General features: G+C 40.1%; 22 protein-coding genes, 1 tRNA gene and 1 pseudogene. 9 read left to right on the top strand and 15 right to left on the bottom strand.

What is annotated here, in order from left to right:
- Positions 1–16: 16 nt before the first annotated feature.
- From DI060_RS13495 to DI060_RS13460, 8 genes are all read right to left on the bottom strand, one after another.
- Positions 17–958, bottom strand: a complete 942-nt coding sequence (locus DI060_RS13495) for a ribose-phosphate diphosphokinase (protein WP_108977492.1) — start codon at positions 956–958, stop codon at positions 17–19.
- Positions 955–1,710 carry a sugar phosphate nucleotidyltransferase gene (locus DI060_RS13490; protein ID WP_439956933.1) on the bottom strand — a complete coding sequence of 252 codons (756 nt, stop codon included), beginning with the start codon at positions 1,708–1,710 and terminating at the stop codon, positions 955–957. Before DI060_RS13490 ends, DI060_RS13495 begins: the two co-directional genes overlap by 4 nt.
- Before the next feature lie 27 nt (positions 1,711–1,737).
- Positions 1,738–1,813, bottom strand: a tRNA-Gln gene (locus DI060_RS13485).
- A 3-nt stretch (positions 1,814–1,816) separates the two neighbouring features.
- Positions 1,817–2,719 carry a 4-(cytidine 5'-diphospho)-2-C-methyl-D-erythritol kinase gene (locus DI060_RS13480; protein WP_108977488.1) on the bottom strand — a complete coding sequence of 301 codons (903 nt, stop codon included), beginning with the start codon at positions 2,717–2,719 and terminating at the stop codon, positions 1,817–1,819.
- Positions 2,720–2,728: 9 nt separating this feature from the next.
- Positions 2,729–3,673, bottom strand: a complete 945-nt coding sequence (locus DI060_RS13475; protein WP_108977486.1) for a WYL domain-containing protein — start codon at positions 3,671–3,673, stop codon at positions 2,729–2,731.
- Positions 3,673–4,845 (bottom strand): ACP S-malonyltransferase, encoded by a 1,173-nt coding sequence (locus tag DI060_RS13470; protein WP_108977484.1) that lies wholly within the window; start codon positions 4,843–4,845, stop codon positions 3,673–3,675. The genes DI060_RS13475 and DI060_RS13470 overlap by 1 nt, the downstream gene beginning before the upstream one ends.
- 81 nt (positions 4,846–4,926) lie before the next feature.
- Positions 4,927–6,642 (bottom strand): S8 family serine peptidase, encoded by a 1,716-nt coding sequence (locus DI060_RS13465; protein WP_108977482.1) that lies wholly within the window; start codon positions 6,640–6,642, stop codon positions 4,927–4,929.
- Between the two features lie 85 nt (positions 6,643–6,727).
- Positions 6,728–7,018, bottom strand: a complete 291-nt coding sequence (locus tag DI060_RS13460) for a hypothetical protein (RefSeq protein ID WP_108977480.1) — start codon at positions 7,016–7,018, stop codon at positions 6,728–6,730.
- Positions 7,019–7,060: 42 nt separating this feature from the next.
- Between DI060_RS13460 and DI060_RS13455 the strand changes: the two genes are divergently transcribed.
- Positions 7,061–8,653 (top strand): sodium:solute symporter family protein, encoded by a 1,593-nt coding sequence (locus tag DI060_RS13455; protein ID WP_108977478.1) that lies wholly within the window; start codon positions 7,061–7,063, stop codon positions 8,651–8,653.
- Between the two features lie 79 nt (positions 8,654–8,732).
- Positions 8,733–9,044 carry a hypothetical protein gene (locus DI060_RS13450; protein ID WP_108977476.1) on the top strand — a complete coding sequence of 104 codons (312 nt, stop codon included), beginning with the start codon at positions 8,733–8,735 and terminating at the stop codon, positions 9,042–9,044.
- Here the strand turns inward: DI060_RS13450 and DI060_RS13445 are convergent.
- From DI060_RS13445 to DI060_RS18990, 4 genes and pseudogenes are all read right to left on the bottom strand, one after another.
- A complete protein-coding gene (locus DI060_RS13445) occupies positions 9,021–9,767 on the bottom strand; it encodes a M23 family metallopeptidase (RefSeq protein ID WP_108977474.1) in 747 nt (248 codons plus the stop codon). The genes DI060_RS13450 and DI060_RS13445 overlap by 24 nt on opposite strands.
- A gap of 29 nt (positions 9,768–9,796) precedes the next feature.
- A pseudogene (locus DI060_RS13440) lies at positions 9,797–11,116 on the bottom strand (flavin-containing monooxygenase); the annotation flags it as partial.
- A gap of 100 nt (positions 11,117–11,216) precedes the next feature.
- Positions 11,217–11,711 (bottom strand): thioredoxin family protein, encoded by a 495-nt coding sequence (locus DI060_RS13435; protein WP_108977470.1) that lies wholly within the window; start codon positions 11,709–11,711, stop codon positions 11,217–11,219.
- 70 nt (positions 11,712–11,781) lie between these two features.
- The gene (locus DI060_RS18990) at positions 11,782–11,931 is read right to left on the bottom strand and encodes a hypothetical protein (RefSeq protein WP_167837007.1); all 150 of its coding nucleotides are present in this window, start codon (positions 11,929–11,931) and stop codon (positions 11,782–11,784) included.
- A 108-nt stretch (positions 11,932–12,039) separates the two neighbouring features.
- Between DI060_RS18990 and DI060_RS13425 the strand changes: the two genes are divergently transcribed.
- The 6 genes from DI060_RS13425 to DI060_RS13400 all read left to right on the top strand — a co-directional run bounded on the left by DI060_RS13425 (position 12,040) and on the right by DI060_RS13400 (position 20,648).
- On the top strand, positions 12,040–14,730 hold the full coding sequence (locus DI060_RS13425) for a valine--tRNA ligase (RefSeq protein ID WP_108977465.1): 2,691 nt from the start codon (positions 12,040–12,042) through the stop codon (positions 14,728–14,730).
- A complete protein-coding gene (gene purD, locus DI060_RS13420) occupies positions 14,720–15,997 on the top strand; it encodes a phosphoribosylamine--glycine ligase (RefSeq protein WP_108977463.1) in 1,278 nt (425 codons plus the stop codon). The genes DI060_RS13425 and purD overlap by 11 nt, the downstream gene beginning before the upstream one ends.
- On the top strand, positions 15,997–16,836 hold the full coding sequence (locus DI060_RS13415) for a hypothetical protein (RefSeq protein WP_108977461.1): 840 nt from the start codon (positions 15,997–15,999) through the stop codon (positions 16,834–16,836). The genes purD and DI060_RS13415 overlap by 1 nt, the downstream gene beginning before the upstream one ends.
- Before the next feature lie 51 nt (positions 16,837–16,887).
- Complete coding sequence (gene prfB / locus DI060_RS13410; protein WP_108977460.1) at positions 16,888–18,015, top strand: peptide chain release factor 2; 1,128 nt, start codon at positions 16,888–16,890, stop codon at positions 18,013–18,015.
- Positions 18,015–19,511 (top strand): sigma 54-interacting transcriptional regulator, encoded by a 1,497-nt coding sequence (locus DI060_RS13405; RefSeq protein ID WP_108977458.1) that lies wholly within the window; start codon positions 18,015–18,017, stop codon positions 19,509–19,511. Before prfB ends, DI060_RS13405 begins: the two co-directional genes overlap by 1 nt.
- Positions 19,512–19,586: 75 nt before the next feature.
- Positions 19,587–20,648 carry an OmpA family protein gene (locus DI060_RS13400; RefSeq protein ID WP_108977456.1) on the top strand — a complete coding sequence of 354 codons (1,062 nt, stop codon included), beginning with the start codon at positions 19,587–19,589 and terminating at the stop codon, positions 20,646–20,648.
- Here the strand turns inward: DI060_RS13400 and DI060_RS13395 are convergent.
- From DI060_RS13395 to lepB, 3 genes are read right to left on the bottom strand one after another with little or no spacing between them, the layout of a single operon-like run.
- Positions 20,645–22,507 (bottom strand): motility associated factor glycosyltransferase family protein, encoded by a 1,863-nt coding sequence (locus DI060_RS13395; protein ID WP_108977454.1) that lies wholly within the window; start codon positions 22,505–22,507, stop codon positions 20,645–20,647. The two genes, DI060_RS13400 and DI060_RS13395, sit on opposite strands and share 4 nt — an antisense overlap.
- Before the next feature lies 1 nt (position 22,508).
- Positions 22,509–24,320 carry a penicillin-binding protein gene (locus DI060_RS13390; RefSeq protein WP_108977451.1) on the bottom strand — a complete coding sequence of 604 codons (1,812 nt, stop codon included), beginning with the start codon at positions 24,318–24,320 and terminating at the stop codon, positions 22,509–22,511.
- A gap of 2 nt (positions 24,321–24,322) precedes the next feature.
- Positions 24,323–24,922: a signal peptidase I gene (lepB, locus tag DI060_RS13385; RefSeq protein ID WP_108978127.1), complete on the bottom strand. Its 600-nt coding sequence runs from the start codon at positions 24,920–24,922 to the stop codon at positions 24,323–24,325.
- Between the two features lie 94 nt (positions 24,923–25,016).
- On the opposite strand from lepB, the gene thrC reads away from it, so the two are divergent.
- Complete coding sequence (thrC, locus tag DI060_RS13380; protein ID WP_108977449.1) at positions 25,017–26,351, top strand: threonine synthase; 1,335 nt, start codon at positions 25,017–25,019, stop codon at positions 26,349–26,351.
- Positions 26,352–26,379: the final 28 nt, after the last annotated feature.

Raw genomic sequence — 26,379 nt, 5'->3', positions numbered from 1 at the left:
GATTATGTTCCTTATTTTATAAAAACAGACTAGAGATGGATTCTTCTTTGTGAATCCTTTCGATGGCTTTAGCAAACAGTGGAGCGATAGAGAGCGTTTTCAAGTTATTTATTTTTTTAGTCTCTGGTATCATGATCGAATTTGATAATACGATCTGTTTGAAGTTTGCTTGGTTTAATTTTTCTGGAGCCTCGCCAGAGAGGACCCCATGCGTTGCGCAGCAAAGGACGGACTTGGCACCATTTTCATATAGCGCCATTGCCGCTTTTGCAATGGTTCCGCCCGTATCAATCATATCATCTAAAAGTAAACAGTTTTTGTCTTTGATATCGCCTATCACATTCATAACGACAGACTCGTTTGCTTTTGGACGACGTTTGTCAATAATTGCTAAGGAGCCATTTACCTTCTTCCCAAAATTGCGCGCGCGCTCTGCTCCGCCAGAATCTGGCGATACAATGACGAGGTCGTCCATCTTTAGAGAATTTATGTACTCAGCAAGCACAGGTGAAAAATACAAATGATCAACGGGGATACGAAAAAAACCTTGGATCTGGTCGGCATGTAAATCCATCGTAAGCACGCGGTTAGGACCAACTGTCTCAATAAGGTCTGCGACAACGCGAGCGGAAATGGGAACCCTAGGCTCGACTTTACGGTCCTGTCTACCATACCCATAATACGGGAGCACAGCAGTGATTCTCCGCGCAGATGCGCGTCGCAGTGCATCTATGATCAGGAGTAACTCCATCAAACTATCGTTTGCTGGAAAACTTATGGATTGAACAACAAAGACATCGCGTCCTCGAACATTTTCTTCAATCTTTACAGAACTCTCCCCATCGGAAAATCTCTTAACAGAGATCGCACCCTTGGGAATTCCTAACTGATTGCAGATTTCTTCAGCGAGAGGACGATTTGCATTTCCTGAGAATACAGCAACCTCGTTGGGATTCATACTCCTACCAAACCTTTGTCTAAATAATTTTGTGCAGTTTGTAAATCTTCTGGCGAATTGATTCCATGGCTTTCTAAGGCATTAGAGAGTACCATGGCTCCAACTTTGTCACCTTCGCTTACTAAAATTTTAATTACGTCAGTGAGATAGTATTCCTTTTGCGCATTTTCATTGCCAATTTTTTTAAGCGCATGGAACAAACGTTTTGTGGTAAAACAATAGGTACCAGTATTGATTTCTTTGACTGCTTTCTCTTCCTCAGTCGCATCTTTCTGCTCAACTATCCTTACTAATGAGCCGTCCTGATTTGAACGAATGATACGACCATATCCAGTTGGATCTGTCATCTCAGCTGACAAAACTGTGGCAGAGTACTGGTTTTTGATGTGTAGAGAAAGAAGAGTTTGGAAGGAATGGGCTGAGATAAGTGGGGCATCGCCGCAGGCTACCAAAATGTAATGATCGTTTTCTTGGATGAGTGGTTCAGCTGATAGCACTGCATGCCCAGTCCCCAATTGTTCTGTTTGTTCTGCAAATTCAACACCTGGAAATGATTTTGCGATTTCTGTTACGACGTCCTTTCGGTATCCAACAACCACAATCTTTCGTTTGATATTTGCTGATTCGATATTTTTCAGGACGTGTATTAAAAGTGGGGATTGGTTCAGTACAACCGCAACCTTGGGAAGTTCACTCTTCATTCGAGTTCCTTTCCCTGCCGCTAGAATAACAGCAGTTACAGTAGGTGCAATAGTCATATAATCAATGTTTGAGAAACCTGGCTGGCCTGCTAGGATTCGAACCTAGGAAATGGCGATACCAAAAACCGCTGCCTTACCGCTTGGCTACAGGCCAGTTTCAAAATGCAAAGGACAAAAACTCAATCTCTGGAAATTGTAAAGTCATAGCTTTCAAAAGTTCAGTCTGTTCCGTTTGGCTATTGACAAGACCATACAAACAAGAGCCTGAACCTGAGAGAGAGGCATATGCCGCTCCGTTTTTGAAAAACCCATGCTTCAAATCTCTTAAACCGGGGTGGTCTACAAACGCAACTTTCTCAAATTCATTCTCGAGAAGACCGTTGAGCTGCTTCCAGGCACCGACTTGAAGATTTTTGATCACATCCTCTGCCAGAGTTTTCCATACTTTTGAGACTGGGCTTCTTTGTAAACTTTTTTGGAGCCCAGCGTACATTGCTTTTGTTGATAAACTCAAGGGAGGAATCGCCAGAACCCCATATCCATTCCCAACTTCAATAGGTTCTAAAATATCTCCGATTCCTTGCACCCAACAATGTGATTTTTGGAGGAAAAAAGGAACATCGGCTCCTATCGACTTTGCAATCGAAAGTTTATCTGCTTCCTCAAGATCTGTATAAGGAAATAGAGCCGCAAGAAAGCTACCGGCATTGGAACTCCCACCGCCAATTCCGCCTTCTGGAGGGATACGCTTTTCCAAGTGGATGGTAACTTGGATTGGTGTTTTCAAATGGGGCAGAAGACTTTGGAAGGATTTCCATAAAATATTTTTACTTAGATCCCCTCGCTCTGAGACAGCCTCGAACAGTTGGAACCTATGGCCTTTCAAAAGATTTTTTGAGACTAAGTGGAAGCGGGATTCGCCTTTTTCCTTCAGGATTCTCGCCTCAAAGGAGTCTGCAAAGTTGATTTTTAAAAATATACTGCGTATCTCATGATAGCCATCCTCCCTGCGAAAGGGAACTTCCAGTCCTAGGTTGATTTTTGCAGGTGAAATCCCCATTCCAAAAACCTATTGAGAGTTAGTCGAAACGATATCACCAAGAATTTGAATGACTCTTTGTTGTAGAGATTCAGGGGAATGGATGATGGCAGATTTTCCGTAGGAAAGGATTGTATGGACAAACCATTGTTCGTCCACTAGAGGTGAAGAAAAAAGTCGATAGGGAATCCCATGGAAAGATTTTGAACCAGATATTGGCTTTAACTCAATTCTCTGGCCTAAATGGTAAGAAGCACTTTCTGTTAACCAAAGTTGTACGAGAGTTGTTGAGGAGACCTGTTTTTGGGAAATCAGTTGTGAAAAGCGGTCTAACCAATCCTTGGCCGACTCTGGCAACTCAGTAGTTGCTTGGTTTGACAGTTCTGCTGAGAGAATACAATCCAAACGAAAAGATCTAAATTCCTTTTTTTCTAAATCAAAAGCCAACAAATAGTCATCACTTGCCTCCCAATAGATCCAAGGTTGGACAGATCGTGATTCCTTTTCTCGTTTATCCCGTTTCCAATAGCCAATGACTAAAACGGATTTTGTTTCGATGGCTTTTTTGATCAAAGCCTGTGTCGCAAGATTGGGTTCGAAGTTTCCAGTCGGTATGATGGAATCGATTTTTTTGAGGATGGACTCAGAATATTTTTTTTCATCCTCATGTGTCGTTTGGCTCAATAACTTTCGGAGTTGCAACCACTCCTCAGGATTCATGGGTATATGTTTGTCGATGGGGACAGGGAGTCGTATCTTTACTTTTTCTCCATCGTATTCCACTTCCACATAATCCAAAGGAGAATAAGGATACATCTCAATCATACAGAGCTCTCCTAGTTCATTTTTAAGAGAGCCAAGTGATTTGTGGCCAGAAATCTTCTGCAGCTCCTCCAAACTCAATCCATCGGGATGCGCTGAAAGTATCCTAATGAGATTAAGTTTGTTGGCAGCACGAAGTGTAGATGGATTCATTAAACTTCGATTAGTTGTTTGAGCTCCTTTGCGTTGGAAACACAAAGTGATAATTTTTCGATATTTAGAGCTTTTAAGTGCCCGCCAGTAAGCCTTTGGCTAACAACACTTGGGCCAAAATCGATAATACCTTGGATACTGTTGTCTTTGATGACAGGAGCAATAGCCAAATCCCAAAACAAGGGTTCAATGAGAACCATTTTAAAAAGGACATTTCTTAGATTTCCTTCTGACTGTAGGTTGTGTCCATCATAGATGCTGTAGACTGGAACTTTTAGATCTTCACCAGTATAAGGGAATGGAACGATTGAGGCATCGCCATTCTCGAAAGACGGCAATGATTCATCCATGAATGGGCAGTGGAAAGGAGCCGTTGTCTTTAAGTAGACAAACTTAAATTTCTTTTCGTCCATTTCTGCTTTCCATTTGCTTCTAAATTTTACCAAGGAAGACGGAAGAGCAGAGAGTATCATAGAATCGGGTGTATTGTATAGGGAAATATAAATTGTATCTTTTCCCTTTAATCCCAAAGATTCATTGGTTTCTTTGACTCGGCTTTCTAACTCATCTTTTGTATACCCGATCACCGCAACCATAGGCGCAGGATTTTTATCGCCATTGTCTAGGTTCGCCTGCACCAGGTCAGGTGAGATAGAAAAATCAGGATACACTTTCTGTCCATTATAGCCCAAATAAAAGACAAATCTTAGGAAATCAGCATAGGCAGTCAAAAAGTCTTTACCTTCTTTACCTAGTCCCACAAATGCACCAGCAATCACACCTTGGCTATGGCCACTGATGGCTCCAGTCGCCTGTAAAAGTTCTGAAGTGCTATATCCACTCTTTGTAAGTAGGACATAGTTTGCAATCTGGGTCATGAAAATCCCTGGAACAGAAATAGGTGCACGCGCAAGGTACTCTTCAGAAGGAGCAGCATCTGGGTTTTCTACCCATGCTTTAAAATCAAATCCTTCATTTAAAAATGGGGAGGATTTTTCTCTGGCGTAGATCTCAGATGTTGTTTGGAAGGTAACGTCAAAAAATTCTTTTAAGTTTGGATCTTGGTAGAGTTTTGCTAATTCTTTTAAATAAGGAGAGCCTTGTCCGCCAAATTGAAGAAAGAACTTTTGGGATTGAGAAAGATATGTAGATAGTAATTTTGCTGTGCTCATTTCGGATTCCTTAGACGGTTTTCAGATACATTGAAAAAACGGCCTCCTGGAACAAGGATAAATTTGTTGATCTAAAAGAGATCAGGATCCATAAAAAATGATTTTGTACTTTGTAAGATTTCCAGCAGCTGTACCAGTATTTGTATCCTTTACATTGATTTTCCATGTTCCGTCTGCGGCATAATCTAGGAAGCCATTGATTCCGAACGGATGGTTCGACAAAGCAGAACAGTTGATAGTTGGTAGTGTTTTCTTTGGTCCAGAATAGCAAAGATGGTTTTCATGGAATTCAAATTTAATCCCATCTTGAGCTTCTAGTTCCATAGTGAGCTCGCCAGGATTTGTATGATCCGAGCTGAGATAGAGTTGGATGGATTCTATTTTTGTGATTCCGGAGCCAGAGATGGAGATAGAATAAGATGTAAACGTCCCGGATGTATTGATTGCATGGGATATGTTTGCCTCTTTTGTATAAACCTTTAGGCTACTTGAGCTCCCAACAGAGGTCCATGAAGAAGCAATGTTGAGTGCCTGAGCGGCATCAACAGCACCAAATCCGAATACATTGCTAAATGTGTATGCTTTTCCTGTTGTGACCCAAGAACTATGAGAAGGATTGACTTGTTTTGCCGATTTTGCTAAAATTTTCTTTGTATCTCTCCATGTTAGGTTAGGGTATTTTTCCAAAAGCAAAGCAATGACACCGGCCACCTGAGGAGCAGCTCCAGAGGTTCCATTGAAAGAATTGTGGTATTTTTGATTGCTGAAGTTATATGAGCTCGAGACTGGAAACGCGGTGGATCCATCTCCTGGATTATATCCCCATTCTACTCCAGTACCAAAGTTGTCTGTAGTGCTCAGTGCAGTATTCACAATTCCATCTCTTCCTGTAAAAGCAGCTAACCAAAGATTGGTTCCCTTTTCTGAATAGGAAGCTCGTGTTCCGTCATTCAATATACCCGTAACTGTGATGGTTCCATAATGATTCGTATAACCATCGTAATTTGAGTTGTCAACCTCGGTTCCTACAGGTTCGCCTAAGGTCCCTGCACCATTTCCAGCAGCCCACACATAAATCGTTCCGAGCTGATTACGCCCGTTTTTGATACCGGATTCGATTGCCGAAAAGAATATGCTGGGAGCTGACTGGTAATGGCCAGATCCGTCAGTACTCCCCCAACTATTGTTAGAAATATGGATTTGTTTATTTTCACTCAAGGAGATGGTTAAATTTGTGTCTGTTGGCCTAGAAAGAAAATTAAAGGCAGTAAAACTGGAGCATGGGGCCACTCCTGTTACTCCGATGGAATTTCCTCCGCGTGCGGAGATTAATCCTGCCACTGAGGTCCCATGATTTGCAAGTTGACCACCAGTATCATTTTTTGCTAAACCGTTGGATCCAAAGAGAAAATTAACACTATCAGACCTAGCATTTGGCAAAAGGTCTTCATGATCTAAGAGAACACCATCATCCACTATACCGATGATACTACCTTTGCCTGAAAGGCCATTTTGCCAAACCGTACTCACATTTAGATCCATCCCCGCAAGGCCGGCAGACTGGCTTGCGGAGTACATAGCCTGGCCTGTGTTCCTAAGGTGCCATTGGTAGTTGAAAAAAGGATCATTCGGATTTGCTATCGCGGAACAGTCTGTAGGCGAATAAGAAAGGGCACCCGTTCCATTCAATAAGAATTGGTTTAGGATGAGGCTCGCTCGTTCTTCATCTTGGGAGGAAGACCCACATTGGAAAAGAAGAAGCAAATTGATAGCGACGAGTAGGAAAAGCCTCTGCACGAATGGTAGACCTCCGCCGCACCATACTACACAGATTCATTTTTTTTCCAGAAATTTATTACAGAATAGGGGAATGACCGAGTATTTAGGCGGCAACCCGAGAGCCTTTGGAAGATTCTTTGATCCTCTCATGGTCTCGTGCGAGGAGTTCAACGTTCTCTCGGTAGGTTTCCAGATCGATTCTACCTGAAACCAAGTCTTCGTGGAGTAAAGCGATGAGCAAATAGAACATTTTCCCTCCCAAGTCGTAATCTAGTAATGAGACATAATCTGAAAAGTACTTTTTCAGAGGATAGTCATATCGCACGACTGTCTTTTTTCCTTTCGGCCGATTTTCTCCTTCCCCTAAGCGTTTTTTACTTTCCAAAGCTGACAAAATGGAATGTCATTCCTTGGACACTTTGGGCAAGAGGTAAGGATGAAGACCACATTACAGGCGATAGATTATTTAATCCTAATCGTGTTCCTTGGCTTCATGGTGGGGATAGGATTTCTTTTGAAAAAGAAAATGTCCGGTTCCAAAGAGTTTCTCTTGGCAGGAAGACAAATCCCTGCTTGGATCACTGGCATCGCCTTTATATCAGCAAATATTTCGGCATTGGAATTGTTGGGAATGAGCGCGAGTGGAGCCGAATATGGATTTCTGACCTTTCATTTCTATTACCTGGGTGCTATACCAGGGATGATCTTTCTAGGTATCTTTATGATGCCTTTTTATTATTCCTCCAAAATACGGTCTGTTCCGGAATACTTGCGGTACCGCTTTAACCAACCTGCGCACCTTATCAACTCTATCATTACTTTGGTCTCACTGGCACTCGGGTCTGGCATTTATTTGTATTCCTTATCCTTAATATTTGAAACCATGCTTGGTTGGAACCCTCATCTTTCTATTCTCTTAAGCGCATTCATCGTACTCATCTACACTTACTTTGGCGGGCTTAGTTCTTCTATTTATACCGAGGTCATGCAATTCTTTCTGACTATTTTTGGGCTCTTCCCTCTCGTTTGGATGGGATTGATCGAAGTAGGAGGATGGGAGGGATTGTTAAGTAAGATTCCTGAATCACACAAACATATGTGGAAAGATTTACCAAATGGAGCAAATCCTTTAGGTTGGGACTTATTAGCTGTCACAGTTGGTCTGGGATTTGTTTTGTCATTCTCCTATTGGACCTGTGGTTTCACAGAAGTACAAAGAGCAATGGCCGCAAAGGATTTAGTTGCTGCCAGAAGAACACCCTTGATAGGCGCTGTATTCAAATTGTTTTTGCCTTTTTTGACCGTAATACCTGGGTTAGTCGCCTTAACTTCCTACTCAGCAGAGTTAAAGGGAGAATACAACAAAAGCTTCTTAATTTTACTAAAGGAGTTTTATCCAAATGGAATGCTGGGCTTGGGGACCACAGCTTTTCTTGCCGCTTTTATGGCAGGTATGTCTAGTTCCATCACTGCACTCAATACAATTTTTACGTATGATATTTACCAAACTTATATCAAGAAAGACTTAAAAGATACAGAATATCTTAAAATTGGAAAACTATGCACTATGTTTGCAGTCTTTTTTGCTATTTTTGCCTCTTATATTGCAATGGGTTTTGAAAATATCATGAATTACATCCAATTGCTGTTTTCCTTTTTTAATGCTCCTTTAATTTCAATTTTTCTTTTGGGGATGTTTTGGAAAAGGGCATCATCTTGGAGTGCATTTTGGGGAATGTTATTAGGAACAGGTTCGGGAATTCTACACTATGTTTTAACTTTAATAGATGTGCTGAAATATAAATCAGACATGGTGTCGAATTTTTATGGTGCAATCTATTCAGGATTTGCCTGTTTTATGGCAATGGTAATCGTAAGTTTTATCGAAAAACCTAAGTTAGATAAAGACTTAAGTGGACTTATGTATGAATCCAGGGACAAAACTCAGGATTTTTGGAATCCTCAGATTTTAGCTTGGGGTTTTGGACTACTCCTGCTTCTCTTTGGATTCAATTGGATATTTCGATAAAGTTTTATGGATCTGTCATAAAATAGTAATTGAGACTCTTTATGATTTTACTATGTTTGTTACTATATATAAAAATCCTATGAAACCAAATCATTATACTGAAATTCCACCATCCTTCGAGCTAAATCTCGAAGCATTACCAGATTATGATGTACATAAACATATTAGCGCACGAGGGATTACTTTGTTATGGCCGATTGAAATTGAGGTAGCAACAATTTTGAAAGTCTCAGCGAAGCAGATTTCAATGACAGGAGCTGTAGAGTTTATCGTAAAAGTTTTAAAAGTAAAAAAGGTAGAAAATGAAAACCTTTTTGAAATCCATGCTAACTTTTATGATACAAATGGTACAAAAGAAGACGAAGTTCTAGATTTGATTAAGAGTTTTTAGTCCGGTTGTTGGAGCAAGTCTTTCATATAAAAACTGGTCCTCTGTCATTTTTTTCTCCAGCCCTAGCCTGTTGATGATAAACTTGGTGGGTGCAAGATAACCTTTTGTTTCAAAGGAGTAACCTCCCCCCAGAGGGAGGTTCTTTTCCTCCCTCAATTCAAAATGCAAATGAGAAGAATACTTCCCACTTGCATCCCCAATCCCACCCAACCATTCGCCTTTCCGTACCATTTGTCCAGGCTCAACTTCGATTGTATAGAGATGAGCATACAGTGCCTCTACAAATTGGGTCGATTGATTGTTTTGGATTTTATAAACAACTCGAATGACTTTGCCCCAACCGCCACCATAATTAGCAATGCAACTAACGACACCATCGGCGACCGAATAGACAGGGGATCCAAAATCAGAGTCACCGCCCCCAATAAAGTTCCAATCTTCACCAAGATGTAAACGATTCCCAAATTTTTGGTTTTCCACGCCAAATTTTTGCGCGATGTAAAATGTTTCGCCTAACTTTCCACCAGCTGGAAATTCAAACTCATGAGCAATCAAATTTGGTGATTTTTGAAAGATGGGATCGGGATTGATCGTCCTTTCATAAGAAGAAGACTCGAGCCAACCAAATAAAGGGTTGTTTTTGAAAACGAAACCCTTTTGGCTCGCGCAGTCTGAAAAAGTAAAGATGAGAAGTAGAGATGCAATCTTTTTGAGTCTTCTCATTTCTTTTTTTAAGCTTTTACTAATTCCTTTTTTGGAGTACGTTTTTTTCCACGCTCCATTTCTTTGGCCATCTGATTCATGAAGATATCAAAGTCTACCTGGATCGTATGCCGAGTGGAGCTGACATATCTTTTTTTCATTTCATCTTGGTCTTCTTTGATCCAATCCAACATTTCTTCTTCAGATGGTAAATGGTAATTGCCTTTTAGGTATTGGGCAATCCATTTTCCTTGTCTTTCTGCCAAAGGCATGATGGCACCAAGAGGTTGCATTAGACCAACAAACATTAAATTGTCGATACCAGGTTTAAACATCCGATAGAACAGAGGAATGTAGTTGTTTGGGGCAGATATAAAGTCTTCATCAAAGAAAGGAAATTTTATATTATATCCGGTGCAGTAAATCAATACATCAGCATCTTCTTCTGTTCCATCTGCGAATCGAATTTTTTTGCCTTTAAGTTCTTCAATCACAGGTTTCGGAGTGATGTCCCCCCGTCCAAGTCGAACGAGCAAGTCCTGCGATATTGTCGGGTGTGCAGATCCAAATTTATGATCGGGTTTAGGTAAACCAAAGTCTTCCATCTTTCCGACCCCAAATCGGATCAATAGGTGTGCAAAGAATTGTTGGATCGAAAATGGAATCCAAGTTGGCATTACTTCAGTGAGTTTATCCAAAGGTTTTCCGAACAAATAATTCGGTATCACATAGGCACCTCTTCGTGCTGATAAGAAAACCTTATTCGCAACTCCTGGTCGAGATAATTCCACGGAGATGTCCATTGCACTATTTCCCATACCTAAAACGACAACGTTTTTGCCTTCACAGTTAACAGGAGTTTTAGGATCTACATAAGAATGGGAATGGATTACTTTGCCAGAGAATTTTCCTGGGAAAGCAGGATCAGGCCATCTCTCTGACCAATGGTGTCCATTCGCTACGACTAACACATCGTAGATTTTGCTGGCACCTTTTTCAGGTGTAACCTTCCACTTGCCATCAGGCAAACGCTCTGCTTTTTTCACCCCATTCTTAAATTGAATGTGTTTTCTTAGGCCAAAGTGGTCAACATAGGACAAAAAGTAGGCTTGGATGGGTTCATGGTTTGGATAATCTGGATAATCCTTCGGCATTGGGAAATCCCGATATTCCATGCGGTCCCGATGTGTATTGATATGTAAGGATTTGTAAATGTTACTCAAACCATTGTCATTCTTAAAGCGCCAATTTCCGCCTACATCGCTTCCTTTCTCGTAACAATCAAAAGAAATCCCATTTTCCTTCAAAGACTTGATGACCGTGATCCCTGATGATCCGGCTCCAATCACACATACATGAGGACTGCTCATTCATCCACCTCTCTCAGGAGGAAAATTCTTTCAAAAAGGAACAGCGTTTCAAGTATAATTTGTCTTTTCTGTGAAAAATAAGCAAAAAGAGAAACAATTCTTAAAAGTTAGAATATTTCTGGAAAAAAGAAAGGATTTGTTCAGGTTTCATTTTGCTTGCTTCTGAAAATTCCCCACCTTCTGTACTCACCAAAATCTTACCGGAGGAGAATGGATCCAGTATGACCACGGCAGGAATCCCTTTTGCAATTGGGTTGCCTAGGTAAGCATTTAGCTCGAGGTTTTTGTCAAATTGGCCAACATCAATTTTGAGAAATAGAAATTTAGCCTTTGTAAGTTCTGAAACCTTACGATCGTTTAACATTTGTTCGAAGGCTCGACAATCTGGGCACCAGTCTGCTCCGAAGAGTACTACCAATCTTTGGCCTTGGTTCCGAGCTTCTTCTAAAGAAGCATTAAGCAGAGACAGGGAGACACTTTCTTTGGTTTTGGAGCAGGTAGAAAACGAACAAAAGGCAAGTAGTAAAACAGCTGCTAACGCAAGAGATCTGTTTTTGTCTTTTTTGGGTGCAAAGAAGATTGAGTTGCGGATCATTTTTCAATCACTAGGTCGGGAGAGAATGGATATCCACCCTAAGCCTGGGTGGCCTTTCCGGCCGCCGAGATTAGGCTTTTACGATTTCTTTTAAGATCTCTTGTCTCTTTTTGTCTTTTTCAAATTGGGAAAGAGAGAGCCATTCTCGTTTCAATTGTTTTTCAGATACACCCTTTTGTACGGCATACTTTCCGAGTAACTTAGCAGTTTTTGAGTTCATACAGGACAGATTTTGTACCAAATCCTTCCTGTCAAACCACATCTTTCCCAATAGATTCCTTGACCCCTAGGCCCGAACAGAAAGATAGTAAGTCCAAGAATTTTCCATATGAACAGACAACTTTCTGATCGATACGAACCAGAATCTGTAGAATCCAAATGGATTCAAAAGTGGGAGGACGATAAGGTCTTTCAAAAGAATCCGAGTGGCAGAGAGACCTTTTCGATTGTCATTCCTCCCCCCAATGTAACGGGAAACCTGCACATTGGCCACGCACTTGAACATACGATCATAGACATAATCGTCCGATTGGAAAGAAAAAAGGGAAAGGATGTGGTATGGGTTCCCGGAATGGACCATGCTGGGATAGCAACCCAGATGGTTGTGGAAAAAGAGCTCCTAAAAGAAGGCAAAAAGAAAACAGATTTCACTCGCCAAGAGTTCGAGAAAAAGATTTGGGAGTGGAAAGAAAAATCTGGAGGAATGATTACTAGACAGCAACGTCTGTTAGGTGAATCTGTCGATTGGTCTCGTGAGAGATTCACTATGGATGAAGGTTTGTCAAATGCTGTAATCAAAGTCTTCAAAAAATTATACGAAGATGGGCTCATCTACCGTGGGGAAAGAATCATCAATTGGTGCCCTGTTACAAAAACTGCAATTTCTGATATTGAAGTAGAATACAAAGAAAAACAAGGGAAATTATATCATATAAAATATCCACTAACATCTGCTCTTGCCTCTGGTAAATCGATCCAAAATTTATCAAAAGAAGAGTATATAGTAGTCGCGACCACTCGACCAGAAACTATGTTTGGTGACGTGGCAGTTTGTGCTCATCCAGAGGATACAAGGTATTCTGGACTCAAGGGAAAGTTTGTAACACTGCCACTCGTAAACAAAGAAATCCCTGTATTATTTGATGCCTTCGTTGATAAGGAGTTTGGATCAGGTTTGGTAAAAATCACACCCGCTCATGATCCAAATGATTTTGAAGCGGGGAATCGTCTAGGATTGACCCCTCTTCTCATCATGAACCTAGATGGATCTCTAAATGCGAATGCTGGCAAATATGCTGGTATGGATCGATTTGAGGCACGTAAAAAGGTCGTGGAAGATCTAGAGACATTGGGTTATATAGAAAAAATTGAAAATCATACCCATAGTGTTGGCCATAACCAAAGGGGAGGAGCTGTCATTGAACCTCTGTTATCGACTCAATGGTTTGTGAAAATAAAGGCATTGGCTGAGCCAGCAATTGATGTTGTGCGATCGGGAAAGATTGTCTTCCAGCCTAAGATGTGGGAAAAAACGTACTTTGAATGGATGGAAAACATAAAGGATTGGTGCATCTCCCGTCAACTTTGGTGGGGCCATCGGATTCCAGCGTATTATGCACCAGACGGGACTATGGTCGTTGCTGAGTCTTTACAAGAAGCAATCCAACTTTTTTCTAAACAAGGAATCTCTGTAAAAGAGGAAGAGATTCGCCAAGATGAAGATGTATTGGATACCTGGTTTTCCTCTGGTTTGTGGCCGTTTACTGTTTTTGGTTGGCCTGAAAAGACAGAAGATTTAAAAAAATATTACCCAACTTCGATATTAGTCACGGGTTTTGATATTATTTTCTTTTGGGTCGCTAGGATGATCATGAGCGGATTGAAGTTTATGGGGGATGTACCTTTCAAAAAAGTGCTCATTCATGGCTTGGTTCGGGATAAAGACGGAAAGAAGTTCAGCAAATCCATGGGTAATGTAATTGATCCTTTGGATATGATGAAAAAGTACGGAACTGATTCCTTTCGATTCTTTTTGGCAGCGGTACTTCCTGAAGGAAAGGACATTCTGTTCGATGAATCTAGATTAGATGGTTACCGTTCATTTTGTAACAAAATTTGGAATTCAAGTCGGTTCATTTTCATGAATTTGCCAGAAAATTTTCAAATTAAGCCCCTCAATTTAGAACAATTAGAGGAAACGGACCTTTGGATTTTGCATGAATTTGATAAGACCCTCCAGAGCTTTGAGCGTGCCTATGCAGATTACCATTTTTTTGAGATGGCAAATCTTATTTATGATTTTATCTGGGGTTCATTTTGTGACTGGTATTTAGAGCTTTCTAAAGCTAGAGTATATGGAAATGTCTCAGAATCTTCGCAAGAGAACGCGAGACAAGTTTTGGTGAATGTTTTAACAAAGTCACTTGGGCTTCTTCATCCGTTTATGCCATTTTTAACAGAAGAAATCCATGCCATGCTAAGCCCAGATTATCTCTCTTTAACGGCGCTACCTACTGCATATGGCATCTCATTTGACCATCCATCCGTAAAGCGAATGTTAGTTGTAAAAGAGATTGTCACTAAAGTTCGCAATATGAGAGCGGAATTGGGAGTAAAGCCTGAAAAAAAATGTAAAATTATTTTGAAATTTAATGATTCAGCACTCCAAAATACAATGGAGAAGGAAATGAAATCTATTCTTCAGCTAACAAAAGCTGAGACAATAGAGTTTTTACCTGAGTATACCTTGAACAATACTGATTCTGTTGGTGCGTTTTCCTTGGGAGAAATTGTACTTCCACTGGAAGGGATATTCGATTTCGAAAAAGAGAAACAAAGATTAGAAAAGGAAAAAAAGCAAATCCAAGGTGAGATGGAGAAGTTGGAATCCAAAATCAACAACCCCGCTTTTGTGGAGAAAGCAAAACCAGAAGTAGTGGAAAAAGAAAAAGAAAAGTACGCTACCTGGAAGGAAAAATTAGAAAGTATCAATAGGGCCTTAGAAAAAATTGAAACATAAACTAAACGTTCTTCTCATTGGGAGTGGTGGGAGAGAGCACGCGATCGCTCATTCCTTGCTCCATTCAGAATCTTTATCATCATTGAAAGTATTTCCAGGAAATGCAGGATTTTCTCATGACTTGATTGAAAATCCTGAGTACATATCTACCACCGACAAACAAAAGTTCCAAACCTATCTCCAAGAAAGAAAGATTGATTTGGTTGTTGTTGGACCAGAAGATCCTTTGGTCCTGGGTATGGCAGACTGGTGTTCCGAAATTTCCATTCCTTGTTTTGGGCCGTCAGCTTACTGTGCACAGATTGAAGGCTCAAAGAATTTTGCTAAGGAGCTTATGCAACGAGCAAAGGTCCCTACGGCATCTTATTCTGCCTTCAGTGATTATACATCCGCTTGGGCCTATTGCCAAAAACAGATGTTGCCGCTTGTTGTCAAAGCAGATGGCTTAGCAGCCGGAAAGGGTGTTACTGTAGCATATAAAATAGAAGAAGTAGAACAAGCCTTAAAAGATATCTTCATAGCACAGAAATTTGGAAGTAGTGGAGAAAGAGTTGTCATTGAATCTTTTTTAGAAGGCAGTGAAGCATCTCTCTTTGTGATCACCGATGGTGAAAACTATATGTGCCTACCCGCTGCTCAAGACCACAAACGAGCGTTTGATGGAGATATTGGTCCAAACACTGGTGGTATGGGTGCTTATGCTCCAGCACCTATTGTCACTGCAGAAATTTTAAAAAAAATCGAGCATAAAATCATACAACCAGTAATTCGCGAATTTAAAAATGTTGGGCATCCCTATAAAGGTTTGTTATATGTAGGTTTGATGATTTCTGATTCAGGTGATGCAAATGTTGTGGAATTTAACTGTCGTTTTGGTGACCCAGAAACTCAGTGTGTACTACGTTTGTTAGATGAAGATCTCCTGAAACTCATGTACCAAGCTTCCACAAATTCATTGGAGACCAGAACTATTCAATTGAAACCAGGCCATAGTGCCGTTGTTGTCCTTGCTGCGGAAGGTTATCCTGATTCGCCAAAAAAAGGGATGCCTATCGAATTACCAACAAGCCGAGAACCTGTCATCGTATTTCATGCTGGAACAAAATGGGAAGGCTCTCTAATGAAATCCACTGGTGGAAGGATTTTAGGAATCACAGCCTATGCAAAACAACTAAAGGATACACTTAGCCATTGTTATGATTATCTAACGGAGCTGAAGATCCCGAGTACTTATTATCGTAAAGACATAGGTCGGAGAGCTCTTTAATGCCTTTTGCGATCTCGGGGAATGTTGCCTCTTTTGAAAGAGGGGCATTGAGAAATTTAGAAAAGAAGCTAGGTATCATTCTTTCTGATAACCAATCCCAACTCCAACAACACTTAATGTTAAGGCGAGCCTTGAATCACTTGGGTGGTTCTGTCCAAGTCCTCTCTTCTCTCAGCCGGCAGGAATTGCTTTCTTTTATCTTTGTGCTTACGCAGTTTGGAGATACCACCAGAGCTGAGACCCCGGCAGAATATCTCTTACTTGAGACCGTTCCTTTTGTGATCCAATGGAAAGCTGGGCATTATATGATCCCTTTGGAAATCTTAGAGTTTCTTTCGCATGAGAGAATTTTCAAAGAGCAAGGTTATCTCTTTGCCTTGATCCCTTCTTTGTCTATCCGAGAAAAAAAATCTTGGATACGATGGATGGGCATTGATTTTGAAAAAGGTGGAGATCGAGATTTAAATTTTGAAATTTATTTTCAATGCCGTATCCTTCAGAAACCATTTCTTGGGAAATCTCTGGTCCAGGAATCTTCTATAGACCTTGAACAAATATGGCCAAAGGGTAAGAATGAATATTTGGATTGGTTTTATAAAGGATTTAGTACATTTTACTATTCGATGGAAGAGCTATCAAAACGTGAATCCGATCCATTTTTAAAGCATATCATTGAATTGGTAAGATCTGGAAAGTTCATCCTGAAAAAACTTCCAGAGAGTTACGGTGAAGAGAGTAAATTTATTTTAGTGTCTACGGTTGAAGGAAATACACCCCAACTGCGAGAGACTATATTTCAATGGGAATCATCAAGACTTAAAAAAGACTCACTCTTCTGAGAGATTTTAGCTTTTATTTCCCGGAATCATTGTAGGATAGAGATTGGATATATGGAACGATCACAAAAAGAACTAATCAAACAAACGAATGAAATGATCCAACACTTTGAAGAGTATTGGAAACTTCATAATTTTCAGGAAGATTTTGATCGCTTACAATCCCTAGTTGAAAAAGCAAATGATCCCAAACTCTGGGACAATCCTGATTTAGCAAAGATAACTACTCAAAAACGAAACGATCTACAAGCTAAGTTAGATCCTTGGATAGAGTTAAAAAAAGAACTCAAAGAACTACCAGATCTGATTGAGCTTACTATAGAAGAGTTAGGTGAAGGTGGACTTCCATCGCTAAATGCAGATTTTGAAAGATTATTTCTAAAATACGAAGAATTACAAATGTTAGATGCTCTTTCAGGAAAAGACGATGACAAACCTGCATTCGTAAATATCCATCCTGGTGCGGGTGGTACAGAGTCTCAAGATTGGGCGGATATGCTTTTGCGCATGTATACTCGTTATTGTGAAAAAAAAGGATACCGAGCAGAATTAGTAGATTACCAGCCTGGTGAAACAGCCGGGATAAAAAACGCAACCTTATATGTCAAAGGTGATCATCCCTTTGGTTATTTGAAGTGTGAATCAGGAGTTCATCGATTAGTACGTATCTCTCCATTTGATTCCAATAAAAGAAGACATACTAGTTTCGCATCAGTTTATGTGACTCCTGAAGTTGATGATGATATAAAGATCCAGATTGAAGAGAAAGATTTACGAGTTGATGTTTACCGTTCATCTGGTGCCGGTGGACAGCACGTAAACACTACAGATTCAGCAGTGCGAATTACGCATATTCCTACAGGAATTGTAGTCTCCTGTCAGATGGAACGATCTCAGATTAAGAATAGAGATACTGCTATGAAGATGTTGAAAGCTAGACTCTATGAACTTGAAAAACAGAAAGTTGAAGAAGAGAACGAAAAAAAAGCAGGAGAGAAACGTGATATTGCCTGGGGATCACAAATCAGAAGTTATGTGTTCCATCCCTACAATCTAGTGAAAGACCATCGTTCTGAACATGAAACTGGAAATATCCACAATGTAATGGATGGCGACATCGATCCTTTTATCATCGCATTTTTAAAATACCAAACAAATGTAAAAGCAGGTGTAAAGGCATAATGTCTAGGCAGAATGATATCTCGGCAACAATCAGGAGGATACAAAAAGAAATCCGTTCCTTGCCGAACATATCTGATCGACTCAATTTTATTTTAGATGAAACCTTAACGTTATTTGGTGCAAGTACAGGAAGTATATCGATAGCCGATTCCGAGGAAAATGTTCTAACTATCGTCGCCGCCAAGGGAATGGATTGGGAAAAAAAAATAGCGGCAAAGCTGCCATTTGCGCTGGGTGTAACAGGTCACGCTGCCTCTTCTCGCGAGATTATCTATGTTCCAGATGTGAGCAAAGATCCTAGTTACATCAAACTTATAGAGTCAGTGCGCTCCGAATTGGCAATACCTTTATTAACGCGAGATACGACAATCGGTGTACTTAACCTAGAATCAGATAAGGTAAACTTCTTTGGTCCAGATGTAATCAACCAAGCCAATCTTTTTGCTTCCCAATTAACGATTGTTTTATTGGAAGAAAGGATAGCAAAGGAGGCAGTTGAAAAATCAAAAAGAGAAGAAGATCCTGTAGAAGAAATCTTTGGTTATGACCCGATGATTTTATTCTTAAAAAATAGGATCAGGCAAATTGGACCAAGTGAAACATCCGTAATGATTATTGGTGAAGAGGGAGTCGGCAAAAAGCTTGTTGCAAAGTCTCTTCATTTCATTTCTCAAAGAAGAAATTTTGCTTTCCTTACCTTAGATTGTTCGGGTTTAAATCCAGAATTATTAGAACTTGAGTTATTTGGATCTTCGACAGGTAAGGCAATCCAACCAGGAAAATTAGTCCAGGCAAACAACGGTTCAATTTATCTTTCATCCATTGGCGATCTTTCCATGCCATTGCAGATGAGACTTTTGGATTGTTTGAAAAATCGCCGTGTCAAATATCCCAATGGTGAAGAAGAGTCTTTAAATGTTCGAATCTTTACAGGATCGAAGCGTGATCTTTTAGAGGAGATCCAGAATCAAAAATTCTCTATGGACTTGTATTATAAGTTAGCAGAAGTACCTCTAAGAGTTCCTCCCCTTAGGGATCGGAGAGGCGACACTCCTTTGTTAGCGCATCATTTTTTGAATTTGTTTAACCGCCAGTATGGTAAGTACAAATCATTTACTCCCGAGGCATTGCGTACCTTATCACACTTTCCCTGGTCAGGAAATGTACGTGAATTACAAAATACAATCCAATATTCTGTCCTCGTCTCTCCCGAGTCGGAGATTCGACCTGAGTCGTTTTCCTTACAAGCATCAGAGACGGAAAATGTAATCCCACAAGCAACAAACTTCGCTAATAATCTAAGTTCTGATATTCTGAGCCCAAGTGATGATCTTTCTTTAAAGATAGCCACGGAACGATTAGAAGCAGTTTGGATTAAGGAAGCATTCCAACGTGTGAATACCCAAGAGGAGGCGGCCAAACTTCTGGGAATCAGCCGCGGTGCTCTCCAATACAAGATCAAAAACAATCAATTTCTTACTGGATACCAAGGATAAAGCCAGAGATTCCCTGAGAAAAAGGGTGGATTCACACGGACGATTGTCCGATACTTTAGTGTAGAGGGTGGACTTGTGTCTGACAGTTATTATCGTACCATCAAAGGCAAACAATTTGATCGCCAGTTATTGGAAATAGCGGAAAAAGCTTCGCAGAGATCAAAGGCACCTTTGTCCAAGAATGTTGCCAAAAATCTATTTGATACCATTGTCGATGGCAATGAGTATACAGATGTCGAGAAGCGCACAGTTAAGTACATCCGAGACAATTATAACTTCACCCCAGAAGCAGATGAATATTTAAGAACAGAAATTCGGAAATGGGCAGCGAAGATTTCTGTTCCGTCCGCTAAAAAATCCAAAAAAACATCAAAACCTTCACCCAAAAAATCCAAATCTAAAGCAAAACCAAAAGAAGAAAGTAACGACACGTCTTACTTCCATGTCTTTGATTCAAATTCAGATGATGATGTAGAACCTACTCCAGAATACAATGAATTGGTTGAGTTAAATAAATATGGCAAGAAGGAAAAATCACCATATCTTCGTTATGTTTTTTTAGGCATTGTCATATTAATCGTTATCTGTTTGTTCTTTTTGATTCGTTCTTGTAAGTCCGACACAACAAAATCATCTAATGTGACTGTTTCGGAACCTAACTCAAAGGCTATCAATCAAAATGAATCGTCTGCTAAAGCTGTAAAAAGAGAGCAACTTCTACCCCATACCGAGATCGGAAAAGGTACAGTAACATTACAATTTATAAAAAGATTGGATGCAATTCGTTATATCAATACAGCTCAAATCAAGTTTATCAAACAGTCATTGAACGTTGGTGATGGTGCAAGCAACGAGCTGGCAAATTTAGCGGAGGCGCTCAAAAAATACCCAGAGATTAAAGTACGGGTTAAGGGCCATACTTGTTTCATTGGGGAGTTGGATGAAAACAAAATCCTTTCTGAAGAACGTGCCAAACTTATCCAGGATGAACTTATAAAGCTAGGTGTAAACGCCAAACAATTGGAAGCACGTGGATTTGGTGAGACAACAAATATCGATACAAACTATACCGAACAAGGTCGAATCAAAAATCGAAGAGTTGACTTTACTGTATTATCTGTAAATGAGAAGAATTAATCTCTTTCGTTTTGGATGCGAAGAAGCGTCTTTTTTAAATGTTTACGAGTAGAGTGAATGGATTCGTACAGACCTTCATATAAAAGCACGGATTTTTTTGCAATGCCTAGCTGCGGATTTGCTCTTTCGTCAGGATTTAATTTTTCATCATAACCCTCGGTGATCGACAAAATAACTCTCTGAATTCCTAAACTCAACATTTCACTCAATCCTTTTTTGGAAGAGACAAGCTCATCTATCTCATTCATCTCTTTTATATCTTTCTGGAATCGATTGGGTTCTATTTGGTTCAATTGGATTTGTCGATAGATCATCCGAGAAACTTGGAGACCTCTCTTCACAGGAAGCAGATATTCATTTAAACTCTGTACTATGTTTAACAATTCAGAGCTTAGTAGACTGGGATTTACGTATGGTGATCCATCTTTCACCAAATTCTGCACCATATTTCGTACGTGGAGTACGCTTTGCGGATTTGAAGACTGAAATGCAGCTGCAAAACTCTCATTCGGAATTCCTCTGATTTCAGCACCAAACTTTGTTAAGTTGACCCATCTATGGTCCTTTGCTTGAGATTCGAACCACTTTTTAAAAATTAACATTTTTTCATTGGTAATATATGTTTCGCCATTAATGCCTTCTACAGTCTTTTGCGTAAGTGCAAAGAGTTGCTTGTAATTATGCATCTCACGTCTAAACTTTCGGGATTCTAAAAAATTCAATCTCTCTTCTAAAATAGCTCCCTTCGAATGAGCCCAACCCTTTGTAAAAGATAAATCTTGTCCAACTAGATATACTTTGTCCGCCTCCATAAGGGAAGCAAGGCTAGCTGCATTGGTTGAAACAGATCCACCAAACAAAACTTCTCCAATTTTTTGTTCCCCTAAATCTTCAATGATACGAATAAGTGGGAAAGGAGAAGATGTAAAAAAACCTTTTTTAGGTCCCAATTCCAAGCGTAGGCTTAGATAGGTTGAGGTTGGATCAAATACTAGAATGGCTGGCCCATCATAACTTTCTAAATACTGGCTATTTAATGCTTGTGGGTCCACGGAGTAAACGAGATCAGGATGAATATCGAAATGTTGCAAGACAGGTAAAGCAGTATCGACTGCGATGAATAAGAAGGAATCGCGATATTTTTTGATATCATCAATGGATTCGTATAGGCTTGGACCGGCTCCTGCTACTAAAATTTTAATTCCTTTTGCAATCCCAAATAACTTATGTATCGGTTGCATCTGGATACAATCATAGAGATTAAAGGAAAGATTTTTTGCCCAAATCTTTTCGAAACGTGTTAATGTGGCGAGGTTAACATCTTTTTTATGAAAATGTTGTTCTGCGATGTATCTTAATTTACCATATTCCTCAGGTTTCCAGGAAAAGCTTCCACGGTGAGGTACTAATGTAATGGGATACGCTCCTTTGCCACGAAAGGCTTCCATGATCATATCCTCATTCTCAAAATCGGCTACGATTTGTAGCTTACCAGTTTCTAAGTGGTTTGATACATCAAACAACTGTAAGGAGATTTTGAGCAATGCAAGAGAGGTTTCAAACCATATGACAAAAATATTTTCTTTTTCTAAGAGATGATTTAGAATATAACCCAAACCTGCACCTAATAAAAGGTAGATCCTTTTTTCTCCGTCAAACGGCAGTTCGTTTGCAAAACGTTTGCTTTCCAAATCTGGGTCGTGACGGCTATGTAGAAAAACTCCATCTACCTCAATGGTAATTTGCCCAGATTTTGTAGAATGTATCTTGCCAATTGGCTCGGCAGATTGAATAGAAAGTGACAAAGTTTCAGGTAACTGCGATATATTTTTGAAAAGCGTTTTTTCTGAAAAATCCATATCAGTCTTCTAGGGTCAGTTGAATGGATTCAACTTTTTGTAAAGAAGTACCAGGTGAAGGGCTTTGCCCACGAACAAAGCCTGAGCCAGTAACTTTATAAGGTTTTTCAAGATCTTTCAAAATTGAAATCGCATCTGATAAGGCAAATCCGTTTAGATTTGGCATTTGGTTCTTATCCAATTTAAACTTCTTTTCTTTTTTGATTTTTAAACTGAAAGATTGTGGCTTTTCACTTCTTTCCACAATCGGGATGATACTTTCGACGACTTCTCTAAACACAGGTGCCGCGATGCCACCACCTGTATGTGCCGCTCCTACTGGCTCATCAAACAAAATCAATCCTACATATTTTGGTTTTTCAGCGGGAAAAAAGCCCAAAAACGATGCAGTGTACAAACCTTCTTGGTATCCAGAGCCACTCTTGGCTTTTTGAGCTGTTCCAGTTTTCCCGGCAATGAAGTAATTTTCTATATAGGCTTTTTTCCCTGTACCAGAGCGTACGGCTTTACTCATTGCTTCTAAAATTTTTGAAGAGGCACCCTTTTTAATTCCAATGGCTTCTCCTTTTGGATTGAATGTATGTACAAGTTCTCCATATGCATTTGTTATGTGAGAAACAGCGGATGGTTCAAAAACAACACCACCATTCACAACCGCAGCTGCAGCAGATATCAATTGAATAGGTGTGACAGAAATTCCCTGTCCAATTGATAGAAAATAAGGCGTACTTTTTGTCCATTTTGATAGTGGAGTTAAGTACCCTCTTGCTTCATGCAGAGAAAAATTGGTTCTTTTCCCAAATTTAAATTGTTCCAAGTACTTATAAAAATTTGCTTCTGACATTTTCTGAGAAGCTTTTATAATCCCAACATTGCATGATACTTGTAAAATTTCTTCTAAATCCACTGGTCCGTGGTGGTCCGTACATCGGATGACAGTTTTTCCAACTTCAATATAACCTGGGCAGTTAAATTTTTCATGAGGAAGTATAGCACCTTCGTTCAAAAGCATCAATGCCACAAAAATTTTCATAGTCGAGCCAGGCTCATATATGTGCCGAATCGCCCAATTGGTTTGGGAATCAGGAGGATAATCTTGGAATCGATTTGGATCAAAGGAGGGAAAGGAGGACATCGCTAAGATCTTCCCTGTGTCCACATCCATGATGATGCCTATCCCATGTTTGGACTGAGTTTCTAACAAGGCCTTACTCAATGACTTTTCCAAACGATACTGAACTAAGCTATCAATACTTAGGTGAAGATTGTTTCCTTTTTGTGATTCTGAATCCGCCGTTGAGAGAAGTTCGAGATTAAAAAGAGATTCTAATCCGGAGAGCGCCCGGTCATCATCATAGCCAGTAAATCCCAAAACACTGGATGCAAGCATACCTTGAGGGTAGATACGTTTGAATTCTCTTTCCACTCGAACACCAGGTAAAGCTAGGGCTTTGATTTGATTGGCTTTTTTGATATCAATTTCTCTTTTGAGAAGGAAATAGTTACCTTTTTCTCGAATCAAGTCATAAAGCTTTTCTTGTTTCATGCCAATAATGGGAGCAAGTTCAGCAGCTGTTAATTCTAAATCATAAATATTTTTTGGATCAATACCGATGGTTGCGGATTCTTGTGATAGAGCAAGTTCTATGCCTCTTTTATCATAAATGGTACCTCTCTGTACCATTTTAGTTGATTTAACGTTTACGATGCTGTCATTGAAATAGGTAAGATAGATGACACGAAAAAATAGAACTATAAACAAGGAGATAATAAAATAAAAAATATACTTTAATCTAACTTTTGCTTCGTTCATTTTTAGAAATAAAAAATGACCTTTCCTTTGATCTTTTCAATTGGTACTAAACCAAAGGCTCTTGAATCCGTTGAATACTCCCTATTGTCACCTAACAAAAGATAATAGCCGGGTGGGATACGACCTTGTTTATTCATTGCCAAAAATGGGGAATTTTTCAAAGGAAACAACAAAGAATTTGTTGGCTCAAGAGTTTGGCTACCCAATGGAATGTAATTTTCAATTAGCATTTGGGAATCAATGACAACCCTTCCTGCTTCAATTGAATAATACTCATTTGGTAAACCAATCACACGTTTTACTACCAGATCACCTGCTTGGTCATAAAAAAGCACCAAATCAAGCTTTGCGATTTTAGGTTCTGTATAAAGCCACTCTGTTCCAAATAATTTCGCAGATAGAGCAAATCCGCCTTTCCAGACAAATACAATGGAACCATTGCTCAAGGTCGGGTACATGGAATTACCTTGAATCGAGTAAACTTGAAAAAGAAAAATGCGTACGAAAAGCAAAAACGAAAGAAAAATCAGAAGTGCTAAACTTCTGCGAAAGTAGCGCTTGGTGCGCTTTTTCCAAGTTTTTTGATCTGTTTCTTCCGCCATAACTCTTCCCGAAATAAAAATCATTCGAGATTTTAAACAACTTCTCCAATATGGATTTGTAAGTCACTCTAAACAAGAAGCCAAGTGAGTTCCTATGTCCCAAGCAAAAAGTGAATTTGAAGCATACTTTCGCTGCACAGACCAGAGTTGTGGCAAAACCTATTCATTGAACGAAGTTATTTATACATGTGAGAATGATGGGGAATTATTAACTGTCGAACACGATTTGGAGAGATTAAAAAAATATTCGCCCCAGTACTGGAAAGATCTCTTTGAAGCAAGATTTCGCTCCCAAAAATTCCCATATTCATCTGGCGTTTGGGGGAAAAGGGAATGGGTTCTCCCTGAAATAGAAGACGAAAACATTGTAACCTCTGGAGAAGGGGGCACACATTTATATTCGGCAGATCGTTGGGCGAGGGATTTGGGTTTAGGTGGCTTGTATGTGAAGCAATGTGGAATTTCGCACACAGGCTCTTTCAAAGATTTGGGAATGACTGTATTGGTAAGCCAGGTCAAACAAATGATTGCGAAAGGAGTTCCCATTCGGGCCGTCGCTTGCGCTTCAACAGGAGACACCTCGGCAGCCCTAGCATCTTACGCGGCAAAAGCGGGCATTCCAGCGCTTATCTTCCTGCCAGCAAACAAGGTTTCAACGGCGCAGCTCATCCAGCCAGTTGCCAATGGTGCCAAAGTCCTTGCTTTGGAGACAGACTTTGACGGCTGTATGCAAATCGTCAAAGAAGTCACCAAGGAAAAATCCATCTACCTTGCCAACTCAATGAATTCTCTCCGCATAGAAGGCCAAAAGACAATCTCAGTAGAAATCACACAACAGTTGGGATGGGAGGTACCAGATTGGATCGTAATCCCAGGAGGTAACCTTGGTAATGTTTCAGCTCTCGGAATGGGCTTCGAGATGATGAAGGACCTAGGCCTCATTGATCGCCTACCTCGTATTCTACTGGCGCAAGCTGCAAATGCCAGCCCATTGTATAGCTCGTATAAGACAGGTTTTTCGGAATTTAATCCCGTGGTTGCCAAAAAAACCTTAGCCTCGGCGATCCAAATCGGTGATCCCGTCTCGGTCAAAAAGGCGATCCGGGTCTTGAAGAAGTTTGACGGAGTCGTAGAAATCGCAACGGAAGAAGAGCTTTCCGATGCGGCCGCGAAAGGGGATAGGTATGGCTTGTACAATGACCCTCACACTGGGGTAGCGCTTGCTGCAATGCTAAAGTGCAAAGAACAAGGGACCATCGGGAAAGGCCAAAAAGTCGTGGTGATTTCTACCGCCAATGGCCTCAAATTTACAGAGTTTAAGGTAAACTACCATGAGGGAAAAATTATGGGGACAAATACGGAACTTGCCAATCGAATCATTCCCTGCAAGGCGGACATCGATTCGGTCCTTTCCATTTTGAAATCGTAAGAACAAAGAAATCGCTCGACAGGAGAAT

Source organism: Leptospira ryugenii (assembly GCF_003114855.1).
GTDB lineage: Bacteria > Spirochaetota > Leptospiria > Leptospirales > Leptospiraceae > Leptospira_A > Leptospira_A ryugenii.
Note: the sequence above shows the minus strand (reverse complement) of the source record. Positions and strands in the feature narration are given on the sequence as shown.

Bases quoted from the DNA above. Each gene is read 5' to 3' on its own strand.
- DI060_RS13455 (WP_108977478.1), top strand. From the start codon at position 7,061: ATGAAGACCACATTACAGGCGATAGATTATTTAATCCTAATCGTGTTC.
- DI060_RS13450 (WP_108977476.1), top strand. From the start codon at position 8,733: ATGAAACCAAATCATTATACTGAAATTCCACCATCCTTCGAGCTAAAT.
- DI060_RS13405 (WP_108977458.1), top strand. From the start codon at position 18,015: ATGTCTAGGCAGAATGATATCTCGGCAACAATCAGGAGGATACAAAAA.
- DI060_RS13495 (WP_108977492.1), bottom strand. From the start codon at position 958: ATGAATCCCAACGAGGTTGCTGTATTCTCAGGAAATGCAAATCGTCCT.
- lepB (WP_108978127.1), bottom strand. From the start codon at position 24,922: ATGGCGGAAGAAACAGATCAAAAAACTTGGAAAAAGCGCACCAAGCGC.
- DI060_RS18990 (WP_167837007.1), bottom strand. From the start codon at position 11,931: ATGAACTCAAAAACTGCTAAGTTACTCGGAAAGTATGCCGTACAAAAG.
- prfB (WP_108977460.1), top strand. From the start codon at position 16,888: ATGGAACGATCACAAAAAGAACTAATCAAACAAACGAATGAAATGATC.
- DI060_RS13425 (WP_108977465.1), top strand. From the start codon at position 12,040: ATGAACAGACAACTTTCTGATCGATACGAACCAGAATCTGTAGAATCC.
- DI060_RS13390 (WP_108977451.1), bottom strand. From the start codon at position 24,320: ATGAACGAAGCAAAAGTTAGATTAAAGTATATTTTTTATTTTATTATC.
- DI060_RS13480 (WP_108977488.1), bottom strand. From the start codon at position 2,719: ATGGGGATTTCACCTGCAAAAATCAACCTAGGACTGGAAGTTCCCTTT.
- DI060_RS13475 (WP_108977486.1), bottom strand. From the start codon at position 3,673: ATGAATCCATCTACACTTCGTGCTGCCAACAAACTTAATCTCATTAGG.
- DI060_RS13415 (WP_108977461.1), top strand. From the start codon at position 15,997: ATGCCTTTTGCGATCTCGGGGAATGTTGCCTCTTTTGAAAGAGGGGCA.
- thrC (WP_108977449.1), top strand. From the start codon at position 25,017: ATGTCCCAAGCAAAAAGTGAATTTGAAGCATACTTTCGCTGCACAGAC.
- DI060_RS13445 (WP_108977474.1), bottom strand. From the start codon at position 9,767: ATGAGAAGACTCAAAAAGATTGCATCTCTACTTCTCATCTTTACTTTT.
- DI060_RS13395 (WP_108977454.1), bottom strand. From the start codon at position 22,507: ATGGATTTTTCAGAAAAAACGCTTTTCAAAAATATATCGCAGTTACCT.
- DI060_RS13435 (WP_108977470.1), bottom strand. From the start codon at position 11,711: ATGATCCGCAACTCAATCTTCTTTGCACCCAAAAAAGACAAAAACAGA.
- DI060_RS13470 (WP_108977484.1), bottom strand. From the start codon at position 4,845: ATGAGCACAGCAAAATTACTATCTACATATCTTTCTCAATCCCAAAAG.